Genomic DNA, 12687 nt, shown 5'->3' on the forward strand with positions numbered 1-12687 from the left:
ATATTTTTCGTTGACAAACTGTAATGCTGAAACTATGATAGTTCCATGAATATCGAACAATATACATGCTTCGTTTCGAATTCAGTTTGTCGCGCGATAAATTTATACATTTGATGAAGTTGTTTAGTTGTGATAGCGGAGCTAAACCACCTTACCCCGCTATTTGCTGGGCAGTAAGATCCCGATTGGTGAAGGCTAATAATCAGCGGTGGATGAAGCCCCCGTTAATTAAAGTTTCACTTTATTTTTCATTTACAGTTACTACAATCAGGAGAGGTGTTACACATGGGGAGAGATATAAGTAACCATTCAAAATGGTTTGTTTTCACATTATGTTTTATCGTTTTATTAGGACCGATGAATGCGGTTTTATTTAATGTAGCGTTAGAGGATATGGCGAACGATTTATCCATTAGTCAATCGAAAGTAAGTTGGGTTGTAGTAGGGTATTCCTTAGTTGTCGGTATTGGTTCGATGATCTACGGGAAGTTGGCTGATCGTTATAGTGTAAAAAAACTATTAATTATTTCAATTATCATATTTGTAGCGGGTTCTATTATTGGATTTATGAATCAATCTTATGCGATTACCATTCTTGCAAGATTAGTGCAGGCGAGTGGGGGCGCGGCGTTTATTGCGCTTAGTATGATTGCAGTGGCAAAATTAGTTGTTCCTGATAAGAAGCCTGGTGCATTAGCGATGATTAGTTCTTCTATTGCATTAGCGATAGGTATTGGTCCTTTAGTTGGCGGGGCTATTACAAATACATTGGGGTGGCCATATTTATTTTTATTTATGGTTATTTCAGTAGTTGGGATTTTCTTGCTTATAAAATTTATGCCAGAAGAAGCGCAGCATACGGATGAAGCGTTTCATTTTGATTACATTGGAGCGGTGTTATTATTTGCGTTCATTACGACTGTTTTATTAGGTGTAAATATTAATAGTTGGCTATTTATGTTATCGGTAGCTTTCTTATTTTTATTCACGGTTCGTATGAAGAACGCGGAGCATCCATTTATTGATATTGAGTTGTTTACAAATAAACCATTTCTTCGTTTAATAGCGGTCGGATTTATAATGAATGTGGCGCTATGTGCTAGTTTATTATTATTACCATTGCTGTTAGGCAGAGAGCACGGATTGTCTCCATTTGTTATCGGAATTGCTTTGTTTGTTGCATCACTTTTTGGTATTGTATCTAGTTTTATTACTGGAAAGATTGTCCCTTCGTTTGGAAATGTGAATATGATTTATGTAGCGTCTGTCATTATGATCGTTGGCTTTTTAATTTTGGGGTTTATTCCGAATGGGAACATAGTCGTTATTGTAGTGGCGATTATTTTAACATTTATGAGTTATTCAGCTATTCAAGTATCATTAAACACATTTATACCGAAAACATTACATCCAGCTAAAGTTGGAGTCGGTCTTGGTTTATATAATTTAATTAATTTTTTCGGTATGGCATTTGGACCAGCTGTAGCGAGCAAAATTATGGAATCTACAAATAGTTATCGTTTGAATTTTATTTTAATCGTCATTTTAATCTCTGCTCATTTCTTCTTATTAATAGGAATGTCTTCTTTCCAAAAAAAGATGGAGCAATAAAGTGAAACTTTAATTAGTGGGGGCATCCCCCCACTAATTATTAGTTAAACCAATCGGGCTTTTACGGGCAGCCCGATCCCCACCTAACTTCTTTGCTTTCGCTGAATTTTGAGGTGGGGGTCTTACTGCCCGGCAAATAACGTGGTAAATACGCATTTTATATAGAAGAAACCGACTTTCATATAGAAGGTCGGTTATTTTTCTGTCTTGCAAATTATGAAAAAAAGGAGCAAAATAAAAAAGGTCCTAGTCTATACAGGTACAAATGAAAATTTTCATACAGAAGCAGTTTAAGTTAGCGAACTTAAAGTGTGTAAAATATAATGATAAAATAAGATGATGAATGAGAAAACGGGTGATGAAGTTGAATAGAGCAATCGGTGTTATCGATTCAGGAGTTGGCGGTTTAACAGTAGCAAAGGAATTAATTCGTCAGTTGCCGAAAGAGCGTATTATATATTTAGGGGATACGGCACGTTGCCCTTATGGTCCACGTTCTCGAGAAGAAGTGCATCAATTTACGTGGGAAATGACGGAGCATTTACTAGATTTAAATATCAAAATGTTAGTTATTGCGTGTAATACAGCAACTGCGGTTGTATTAGAAGAGATGCAGAAACAATTACCAATTCCAGTGGTAGGAGTTATTCACCCAGGATCACGTACAGCTTTAAAAGTGACAAACACGTATCATGTTGGGATTATTGGAACGATTGGAACGGTGAAAAGTGGTGCATACGAAGAAGCGCTAAAGTCTATTAATAACCGTGTTATGGTAGAAAGTTTAGCGTGTCCGCCTTTCGTTGAGCTTGTAGAGAGTGGAAATTTTGAAAGTGAAATGGCGTATGAAGTTGTACGAGAAACGTTGCAACCGCTGAAAAATACTGATATTGATACACTTATTTTAGGTTGTACACATTATCCAATTTTAGGTCCTGTTATTAAAAAAGTAATGGGAGATAAAGTACAACTAATTAGTTCAGGTGATGAAACAGCGCGCGAAGTAAGTACAATTTTATACCATAGTAAAATGTTGAATGAGGGAGAGGAACAAAGTGATCATCTCTTCTTAACGACAGGAAAAATAGGCCTATTTAAAGAAATTGCATCAAAATGGTTCGGTCAACCGATTGAAAATGTGAAACATATTCATTTAGAAAAAGAATAATAGTAGAATCCATATAAGTGAGCTCCTGAGAAATCGGGAGTTTTTTTGTTTATAGGAAGCACAGCTTGTTCTAAAAAGTGAAACAGCTCGTATACATAATAGTACAAACTTAGATTTTAGGGGGGAATGGCATGCCTAAATCCACTTTTAAATGGGTTGTTGGTGCTACTGTGAGCGCTGTTTTACTAACAGGGTGTGGCTTTATAAATCAGGAGAAAGCAACGGAACAAATTGATCCACCAAAACAAGTTACGTATACAGAGGGTGGAAAGAAAGAAGTAGCTAAGAAAGATAAGCAAGGACAAACGGTAAATAGAGAACTATACCTTGTTGATAAAAATGGCTATGTTGTACCGCAAACGTTAGCGATACCTACTCCGAAAGCAAATGAGGTCATTCAGCAAACGTTAGAGTACCTTGTGAAAGATGGGCCGGTAACGAATCTATTACCGAATGGGTTCCGTGCAGTCATTCCAGCGAATACATCGATGACACTAGATTTGAAAAAAGATGGGACGGCAGTCATTGATTTCTCTAAAGAAATGAAAAACTATGCAAAAGAGGAAGAGCGTCAGATGGTTGAGTCAATAGCCTGGACGTTGACGCAATTTAAAGAAATAAAACAAGTGCAGTTCCAAATAAATGGTGAGAAATTGGCGAAGATGCCTGTTGGTGGTACACCACTTGGTGAAGGGGTGAGCCGTGCTAATGGTATCAACTTCGATGATGAACAAGTAGCGGATGTAACAAATACAAAACCTGTTACACTTTATTTTATGGCACAAAATAATAATAAGCAGCAATACTACGTACCAGTAACACGCCGCGTTGTAGAAGGAAAAGAAAATGATTATGCAGCAATTATAGATGAACTTGTAAAAGGACCGATTCATCAATCGCTTCTGAATGATTTTAATCCAGGAGTTAAGTTGATTACGAATCCGAAGTTACAAGATGGAAATCTTACATTAAACTTTAATGAAAATATATTTATAAACCCAGATAAAAATATGGTTTCAAATTACGTATTGAAGTCGTTAGTTTTATCTTTAACAGAAAAGAAAGGCGTGAAAAGTGTTTCTATTGAAGTAAATGGTAAAGCGAATCTTATAGATGAAAAGGGCGGAAAGTTAATAAAACCTGTCGATCGTCCAGAAAACGTGAATACAGGTAGTTTTTAATCTTCAATAATTTGATATACTTAAGTAAGAAAGGGGAATTGCTTTTTTGGTTCCCCTTCTTTTATTGTATACATATCATACATTTAAATTTGGCTATACTAACAAGTAGTTATGAGGAGGTTATTTTTATGCGAGTAGATGGTAGAGAGAAAACAGAATTACGCCATATACATATTCATACGAATTATTTAAAAAATCCAGAAGGGTCAGTATTAATTGAAGTTGGGGATACAAAGGTAATTTGCTCAGCGACAATTGAAGAGCGTGTCCCACCGTTTATGCGTGGAGAAGGAAAGGGCTGGGTAACAGCTGAATATGCGATGATTCCACGTGCAACAGAACAACGTACAATTAGGGAATCAAGTAAAGGGAAAGTAACAGGACGTACAATGGAAATCCAGCGCTTAATTGGACGAGCTTTACGTGCGGTAGTTGACCTAGAAGCACTTGGTGAAAGAACAGTTTGGATCGATTGTGATGTTATTCAAGCGGATGGTGGAACGAGAACTGCTTCTATTACAGGTGCATATGTAGCAATGGTATTAGCGTTCGAGAAGTTATTACAAGCAGAAAAAGTATCTAAAATTCCAGTAAAAGATTATTTAGCAGCAACGTCAGTAGGAATTGTTGAAGAGCAAGGTGTTGTTTTAGATTTAAACTATGTAGAAGATTCTAAAGCAGACGTTGATATGAACGTGATTATGACTGGAAAAGGCCAGTTTGTTGAAGTGCAAGGAACTGGAGAAGAAGCGACGTTTAGCAGAGCGCAGTTAAATGAATTGATTGATGCTGCGGAACAAGGCATCTTCCAACTGATTGACATGCAAAAAGAAGCGTTAGGTGACATCGTATCTCATATAGAGTAGAGGTGGAAAGTATGAAACAAGTTGTTGTAGCGACAAAAAATATGGGGAAAGCACGTGAATTTGCTGAGTTATTTGAGCGATTTGATTTAGAAGTAAAATCATTACACGATTTTCCTCATATTGAAGAAGTCGAAGAAACTGGTGAAACATTTGAAGAAAATGCGATCTTAAAAGCGGATAGTCTGAGTAGACAGCTGAATGCGATCGTAATCGCGGATGATTCAGGTCTTATTGTAGATGCTTTAAATGGAAAACCAGGCGTGTATTCAGCTCGTTTTGCTGGAGAGCCGAAAGATGATCAAGCGAATATTGATAAAGTGTTACAAGAATTAAATGATGTAGCGTTTGATAAGCGTAAAGCTCGCTTCTACTGTGCATTAGCAGTGGCTTTCCCTGAAGGTGATAAAAAGCCTGTTATTGTAAACGGGACGTGCGAAGGGTATATTTTAGAACAGCGCCGCGGAGAAAACGGCTTTGGATATGATCCGATTTTTTATGTGGAAGAATATAAAAAAGCGATGGCGGAACTAAGCTCGGATGAGAAAAATGCCATTAGCCACCGCGGACGTGCTCTTCGTAAATTAGAAGAAAAAATCCCAGAATGGTTTTTAGGAGAATAAGGGAGAGAGATTGATGAAAGCTTTAATCGTAAGCGATAGTCATAGCTCTGTGAAGGAATTACAGCAGTTGAAAGAGAAATATGAAGGAAAAGTAGATGTCATGATTCATTGCGGTGATTCAGAGCTAACGCCTGCTCATGGAGAGCTGCAAGGTTTCCATGTTGTAAAAGGGAACTGTGATTATGCTAACTTTCAAGACGAAATTGTAACTGATGTAGATGGCATTCGTTTCGTAGTTGTGCACGGACATCGTCATAACGTGAAAATGACATTACAAACATTAGCGTACCACGCAGAAGAGGTAGGGGCGCAAGTTGCATGCTTCGGACACTCTCACGTATTAGGTGCAGAATTAATCGACGGCGTTTTATTTATTAATCCAGGCAGCATTTTATTACCACGTCAGCGTGTAGAAAAGACATTTGCTTTATTAGAAATGGATGAAAATCAAATGGAAGTTCGTTTTGAAACATTAGACGGACAACTAGTTGAACAAGCAGTTTTTAAAAGAGGATAAGAAAAATTATCCTCTTTTAAAAAAGGTGTTGACTTTATGTATGGTTATACATATAATAAATATTGTCGATAGGGCAACGGCGCTAACGAAGAAAAATAAAATAACATATGCGGGTGTAGTTTAGTGGTAAAACAAGAGCCTTCCAAGCTCTGGTCGAGAGTTCGATTCTCTTCACCCGCTCCATGTCCCAGTAGCTCAGCCGGATAGAGCATACGCCTTCTAAGCGTACGGTCGGGAGTTCGAATCTCTCCTGGGACGCTAAAAAAACCTTGTTATCTTTTGATAACAAGGTTTTTTGTTTGTCTAAAAATTGATGTATGCGCAAGAGGTGTAAAAAATATAAAGTAACATATGATAATTATTATATACAACAGATTAAAGTGCATTAAGAAAAGAGCGCCATTTATGCGCCCTATTTCTCTTGTTTAATTTAAAGAATCAATAGGCTTATGAAGGAACTTAAATCCATATCTGTATTATCCCAATTGTTCACTTAGAATGTTATAAAACTTTTTACCATTCTAGTAAGAATGAGCACCGTTATCGGAACTTATCCCCGACAGTGTGTTACAATTAATAGAAGCGGAAAACGAGAATCTCCAATTGACTGGACTTGTGATTGGTTGGACAGTTTAAAGAAGGTTGTATAAAAAAGGGAGATGGCGCAAAGATGGCGAGATCAAATGAGAATGATTTAACGGAGAAATTGGCAGAAGGTCACCGGAAATATGGTGATGGCAACTTTACAGTACAGAACATCGGTGATGAAACTAACCCAGATTGGACTGTCATAAAAAATGTGAGGAAGGGATCGGCAGGCATTCGTGAAGGAGAAGATATATTAAGACTGCGATCAAAATATATAAAATAGTACGAAAATGAGCGGGCCGAGAGTTCGAACCTCTCCTGGGACGCTAAAAAAACCTTGATATCTTTTGATAACAAGGTTTTTTGTTTGTTTTAAATTAGTTATTAATAAATTTGTCAAAGACAAAACCATAATCTTTCACGTTATATTGTTTCTTCGTATCAACGAGCCAGTTAAAGGCGATCTCGTTCATTTCTTTAAATTGTTCTGCTAAATTTACTTGTGCGTTTGAAATACGGCTGAAAGCGTTAGATGCCATATCTAGACTTTTATGTGCATACTGCAATGTAATATCGTTGTCGTATGAAATTTCTTCTATTTTAAGTAAAGCCTTATATAAATCTTTTAATTCTTCAATATGTTTTTTATGAACATCAATTGAATAATGCTCATCTCCCATTTGAAACTTAATTTCTACATCTAAATCAATTGTTCCCGCAGTTTCAAGTGCTACATTTTTAATTTGATATTTACTATAGCTAAAGCGGCGTAGTGTGCGTTTTTTACTTGTCGCACTTGTACCATCTAGGTGGAGTAATCCTTTGTTTGTGAAACAATATTCATCTGATTTTGATTTAATTAGAAAATAAATTTTCTCCCCATCTTCATGCATCACGTAATCATCAGCATCAACTTTATCGTAATCTTTCGGTGTGATGACAGAACCTACATCGCTTAGTCCTAATACATCTGCAGCCATTTTCTTAAACATATAGAATCCCCCTTGTAAATTAAATTCTTAATTGTATAAAAATATATTAACACGATTTCAATAAAGTGTTTTCATATAATTAAAAACATTTGAAGGTAAGTTAAGAAAAGTAACGAATGATTATTTCAACCCTAAGTTATTTAGTAAATCTATTAGTTTAAGAGTGGATTCTCCGAAAAATAATCAAGAGAAAAAAGTTAATTTTACAAATAATTATAGAGAAATTCCGTGAAAACCTCTCAAGTAATATGAGGTTTTTTTCTATACATTTTGAAATCTTACAATTCTGTAAGGTAACTGTAAGGAAGTTCGATGGTAACAAATTGCTAATCCTCTATAATGAAGGTAACAACGATAAAACGAGGAGGAAGAAATGATGAAAGGGTTAATCGTAACGGGTTTAACAGTTGCTTTTGGATTTGTAGCGTATGAGAAATTAACATATGTAGTTGATGTTGTAAAACATTTAATCGCTTAGTAAAAAAACTGCCATGAGAGGGAAAGGGAATGAGTGAATGAATGGAATGGTTATTTGGAATTATAGGTACTTGTAGTGTAGTGTTATTGTTCTTTGTCCCGAGTGGTATACTTAGTTCGACAACGAGTTTGTTCTTCTTAAGTTTGTTTGCTTGTACGATGCTTATTATTATGTTTTTAATGAAGCGAAGTAAACCAATCTTCTATTTTAGCATGATTGTTATGGCAATTATTGTTCTCCAAATTATTACCCTTGTTATATACCCCACTATTATAAAAGCTTTCCATTAATGATGAATCCTCTGCTTTAATTGCTGAGGATTTTTATTTGCACATTTTAAATTTTTAGTAAGGATTTGTTTATATTGAAATATAAAAATTAAATATTTTCATATTTCAAACAAAGGGTTTTGGGATGTTGTGTTCTTATTACTCATTTGATATATTTACTTTAAAGATAATTAAAATCTAGAAAAAGAGGCGGACGTATGGATAAAAAAGAAAATACGGTCGTATTGTTTCCACAACTATCAGAGCGATATATTGATGAAGGTTTTTTAGCACTGAAAGAGCGGAAATTCGAAGATGCATTGCGCTGCTTTGAAATATTACGTCAGTATAATGCAGAAACGGAACAAACGGAACTCGCTTCTGTTATTTGTTTGTTAGAATTAAAACATATGGAAGAAGCGAAAGACAAATGTGAACAGTTACTTGAAACAGGAGCTGTATTATTTGGTGATATTCTTGAAACATATGTGACGATTTTAGTTCAAACAAATGATTATGAAGGTGTCATTGAAATCGTTGAAAAGGTTTTGCAAACGAAAGATGTAATGCCTGAGCAAAAGGAAAAATTAGCACAGCTCGCTTTATTTGCAGAAGGTATGTTAAGTGAAGTAGATACGTCACTAGTCGATTCGAATTTTGAATTGGATGAGTTTACTAATGAAATGTTTGGAGAAAACTTTGGACAAAAGCTAAGAGCGATTCAGCAACTTTCGTTAAAAGACTTGGATCTTGCATTACCTATTTTAAAGAAATTTTTAATAGACGAAAAACAGCACCCTTATTTGAAAACTTCTATTTTATATAAAATGATAGAAAATCAAATAGAAGAAGAGATAGAGGTAGAAAAGTTTGGGAATACAATCAAGGTGATTCCAGCATTTACAGGTCATAATGAGGAGCAATCCGATAACATTATACATACATTATCAAGCCGATTAGAGCAAAATTATCCCGATATATTTGATGCTATGGTTACATATTGGAAAGAATTGCGAATTAGCGTTTTCCCATTCGCTCTATTAATGGATAAAGTGGAGATTTGGGCTGCTGTTTTAGAGAGAATTGGAAGAAAGCGTTTCGGATTGACTATTGATGAAGAAGAGCTTATGACAGCGTATAATATTGAATTAGAAGAGTTTCATATTGCCTATCAATGGTTATTACGTGTTGAAAGAGAAGGATATTTGCCCGTATAATTATGAAAAAGAATCGTTCGGTTCTTGAAACGAGCATATTCTATGTTATAATGTAAGGGTTGCAAAAGGCAGAAATCTGCCTGTTTGTAAGAGAAGAGAAGTGTAATTCTCTTACTTAATATGTTTCATATTATTCTCGAACAAAATATACCGTAGTTGTCTTTTAGACAATTAGTAGATTGGAACATTATATCTGAAAGCTTTTGCTAGAGGATTATTTGTACTTTTGTTATTTCAAAAAAGAGATAATGAAGATTTTAATCTATAGAGGTATGTGCATACATTATTATAGTTGGAGGGAAAGAATAAATGGCTGCAAAATGGGAAAAATTAGAAGGTAACGTAGGCGTTTTAACAATCGAAGTTGATGCTAAAGAAGTAAACAACTCTATCGACGCTGCGTTCAAAAAAGTAGTACAAACAATCAACGTACCAGGTTTCCGTAAAGGGAAAATGCCTCGTCCGTTATTCGAACAACGCTTTGGTATCGAATCTTTATACCAAGATGCTTTAGATATCATCTTACCAAAAGCATACGGTGAAGCGATCGATGAAGCTGGTATCTTCCCAGTTGATCATCCTGAAATCAACATCGAGAAGTTCGAAAAAAATGCTAACCTTATCTTCACTGCAAAAGTTACAGTGAAACCTGAAGTTAAATTAGGTGAGTACAAAGGTTTAGCAGTAGAAAAAGTTGAAACAACTGTAACTGACGAAGATGTAGAGAACGAATTAAAATCTTTACAAGAGCGTCAAGCTGAACTAGTTGTTAAAGAAGAAGGAACTGTTGAAAACGGTGATACAGCTGTAATCGACTTCGAAGGTTTCGTTGATGGCGAAGCATTTGAAGGCGGAAAAGGCGAAAACTATTCTCTTGCAATCGGTTCTGGTACTTTCATCCCTGGTTTCGAAGAGCAAGTAATTGGTCTTAAATCTGGTGATTCTAAAGAAGTTGAAGTATCATTCCCAGAAGAGTACCACGCTGCTGAATTAGCTGGTAAACCAGCTACATTCAAAGTAACAATTCACGAAATCAAAACAAAAGAACTTCCTGAGTTAAACGACGAGTTCGCTAAAGAAGCTGACGAAGAAGTTGCAACTCTTGATGAATTAAAAACAAAACTTCGTACAAACTTAGAAGAAGGCAAAAAGCACGAAGCTGAGCACAAAGTGCGTGACGAAGTAGTAGAATTAGCTGCTGCTAACGCTGAAATCGAGATTCCAGAAGCTATGATCGACACTGAGTTAGATCGTATGGTTCGTGAATTCGAGCAACGTTTAAGCCAACAAGGTATGAACCTTGAGCTTTACTACCAATTCACAGGTACTGACGCTGACAAGTTAAAAGAGCAAATGAAAGAAGACGCTCAAAAACGCGTAAGAATCAATCTTGTTCTTGAAGCTATCATTGAAGCTGAAAACATCGAAGTTACTGAAGAAGAAGTAACTGCAGAAGTTGAAAAAATGGCTGAAATGTACGGTATGCCAGTAGACGCTATCAAGCAAGCTCTTGGAAGCGTAGACGCTTTATCTGAAGACCTTAAAGTGCGTAAAGTTGTAGACTTCTTAGTAGACAACGCTGCATAATAAAATAACAAGGCGCGATTTTAATCGTGCCTTGTTTTATAAATATAGAAATATATTTATAAAACTTTTCGATGAAGAAGGAAAACTTCCTTTACAAGTCGAATATACATATTTCAAAAGTTTTAAAATTTTTTTATTTGTACATAACTAGTCATATTATTTGTATTTCTCGCCACGTAGTGACATAATATGTATTTACATACGATACATTTATCGTGTACATACGAAGGCAAGAGGTTAGCACTTTGTAAGGGGTGTGAAAATATGTTTAAATTTAATGATGAAAAAGGTCAATTAAAATGTTCTTTCTGTGGTAAAACACAAACGCAAGTTCGAAAGTTAGTTGCAGGTCCAGGTGTTTACATTTGTGACGAGTGTATCGAACTTTGTACTGAAATTGTACAAGAGGAGCTTGCGAAGGACGAAGAAGTAGAATTCAAAGATGTACCGAAACCGGTAGAAATTCGTGAAATCTTAGATGAGTATGTCATCGGACAAGATAACGCGAAAAAAGCACTAGCGGTAGCGGTATATAACCATTACAAACGTATTAATTCTAACAGTAAAATTGATGATGTAGAATTAGCGAAGAGTAATATTTCACTTATTGGGCCAACTGGTAGTGGTAAAACATTATTGGCACAAACATTAGCGCGTATTTTAAATGTTCCATTTGCAATCGCGGACGCAACATCTTTAACAGAAGCTGGATATGTAGGGGAAGATGTAGAAAACATCTTACTAAAATTAATCCAAGCAGCTGATTATGATGTAGAGAAAGCGGAAAAAGGAATCATTTATATTGATGAGATTGATAAAGTGGCACGTAAGTCCGAAAATCCATCAATTACACGTGATGTATCTGGTGAAGGTGTACAGCAGGCACTTCTGAAAATTTTAGAAGGTACTGTAGCGAGCGTTCCACCTCAAGGTGGTCGTAAGCATCCGCATCAAGAGTTCATTCAAATTGATACAACGAACATCCTATTCATTTGTGGTGGAGCGTTTGATGGCATTGAGCCAATTATTAAACGTCGCCTTGGTGAGAAAGTAATTGGATTTGGTGCTGAGAAGAAAAATGCTGATGTAAATGAGAAGCATGTTTTATCTCACGTTTTACCAGAGGATCTTTTAAGATTCGGTTTAATTCCGGAGTTTATCGGTCGTCTTCCAGTTATTGCGAACCTAGAGCCGCTTGATGAAGATGCTCTTGTAGATATTTTAACGAAACCGAAAAATGCACTTGTTAAGCAATTCCAAAAATTATTGGAGCTTGACGATGTTGAGTTAGAGTTTGAAGAAGGTGCACTAGTTGAGATTGCGAAAAAAGCAATTGAACGTAAAACAGGTGCTCGTGGACTTCGTTCTATTATTGAAGGCTTAATGCTTGATGTAATGTTCGAACTTCCATCTCGCAAAGATATCGAGAAGTGTATTCTGACGAAAGAAACAGTAGCTGATAATGAACCGCCGAAATTGGTGTTACAAGACGGTACTGTACTTGATACAAAAACATCTGCATAGTGCGAAGAAGAAACAGCAATTTTTATAATTGCTGTTTTTCTTTATGTTTAGCTATGTTCCTCCGCGGAA

General features: G+C 35.9%; 12 protein-coding genes and 2 tRNA genes. 13 read left to right on the forward strand and 1 reads right to left on the reverse strand.

Annotated features, from left to right (window positions below):
• The first annotated feature begins 285 nt into the window (after positions 1-285).
• The 9 genes from FS802_RS18780 (at position 286) to FS802_RS18820 (ending at position 6834) form a co-directional block, all read left to right on the forward strand.
• Positions 286-1611: an MFS transporter gene (locus tag FS802_RS18780; RefSeq protein ID WP_098654350.1), complete on the forward strand. Its 1326-nt coding sequence runs from the start codon at positions 286-288 to the stop codon at positions 1609-1611.
• A 358-nt stretch (positions 1612-1969) separates the two neighbouring features.
• Positions 1970-2779 (forward strand): glutamate racemase, encoded by an 810-nt coding sequence (gene racE, locus FS802_RS18785; protein WP_000773993.1) that lies wholly within the window; start codon positions 1970-1972, stop codon positions 2777-2779.
• A 131-nt stretch (positions 2780-2910) separates the two neighbouring features.
• On the forward strand, positions 2911-3960 hold the full coding sequence (gerM, locus tag FS802_RS18790; RefSeq protein WP_001126754.1) for a spore germination protein GerM: 1050 nt from the start codon (positions 2911-2913) through the stop codon (positions 3958-3960).
• A 128-nt stretch (positions 3961-4088) separates the two neighbouring features.
• Complete coding sequence (rph, locus tag FS802_RS18795; RefSeq protein WP_098654351.1) at positions 4089-4826, forward strand: ribonuclease PH; 738 nt, start codon at positions 4089-4091, stop codon at positions 4824-4826.
• A gap of 11 nt (positions 4827-4837) precedes the next feature.
• Entirely contained in the window at positions 4838-5446 is a 609-nt protein-coding gene (locus FS802_RS18800) for an XTP/dITP diphosphatase (RefSeq protein WP_141545863.1), read from the forward strand.
• Positions 5447-5459: 13 nt separating this feature from the next.
• Positions 5460-5963 (forward strand): metallophosphoesterase, encoded by a 504-nt coding sequence (locus tag FS802_RS18805; RefSeq protein WP_098707240.1) that lies wholly within the window; start codon positions 5460-5462, stop codon positions 5961-5963.
• A 109-nt stretch (positions 5964-6072) separates the two neighbouring features.
• A tRNA-Gly gene (locus FS802_RS18810) sits at positions 6073-6146 on the forward strand.
• Between the two features lies 1 nt (position 6147).
• Positions 6148-6221: transfer RNA gene (locus tag FS802_RS18815), tRNA-Arg, on the forward strand.
• A gap of 412 nt (positions 6222-6633) precedes the next feature.
• On the forward strand, positions 6634-6834 hold the full coding sequence (locus FS802_RS18820; RefSeq protein WP_000124457.1) for a hypothetical protein: 201 nt from the start codon (positions 6634-6636) through the stop codon (positions 6832-6834).
• A gap of 94 nt (positions 6835-6928) precedes the next feature.
• Here FS802_RS18820 and FS802_RS18825 read toward each other — a convergent pair whose 3' ends face one another.
• Positions 6929-7543, reverse strand: a complete 615-nt coding sequence (locus FS802_RS18825; RefSeq protein WP_000473874.1) for a PH domain-containing protein — start codon at positions 7541-7543, stop codon at positions 6929-6931.
• A gap of 519 nt (positions 7544-8062) precedes the next feature.
• On the opposite strand from FS802_RS18825, the gene FS802_RS18830 reads away from it, so the two are divergent.
• The 4 genes from FS802_RS18830 (at position 8063) to clpX (ending at position 12618) form a co-directional block, all read left to right on the forward strand.
• Positions 8063-8311, forward strand: coding sequence for a hypothetical protein (locus FS802_RS18830; protein WP_001983650.1), 249 nt, complete (start codon positions 8063-8065; stop codon positions 8309-8311).
• Positions 8312-8508: 197 nt separating this feature from the next.
• Entirely contained in the window at positions 8509-9507 is a 999-nt protein-coding gene (locus FS802_RS18835; protein WP_000358261.1) for a hypothetical protein, read from the forward strand.
• A 309-nt stretch (positions 9508-9816) separates the two neighbouring features.
• The gene (gene tig, locus FS802_RS18840; protein WP_098654355.1) at positions 9817-11094 is read left to right on the forward strand and encodes a trigger factor; all 1278 of its coding nucleotides are present in this window, start codon (positions 9817-9819) and stop codon (positions 11092-11094) included.
• Positions 11095-11358: 264 nt separating this feature from the next.
• A complete protein-coding gene (clpX, locus tag FS802_RS18845) occupies positions 11359-12618 on the forward strand; it encodes an ATP-dependent protease ATP-binding subunit ClpX (protein WP_000472285.1) in 1260 nt (419 codons plus the stop codon).
• Positions 12619-12687 lie beyond the last annotated feature (69 nt).

Source organism: Bacillus sp. DE0042, from assembly GCF_007680225.1.
Classification (GTDB): domain Bacteria; phylum Bacillota; class Bacilli; order Bacillales; family Bacillaceae_G; genus Bacillus_A; species Bacillus_A wiedmannii.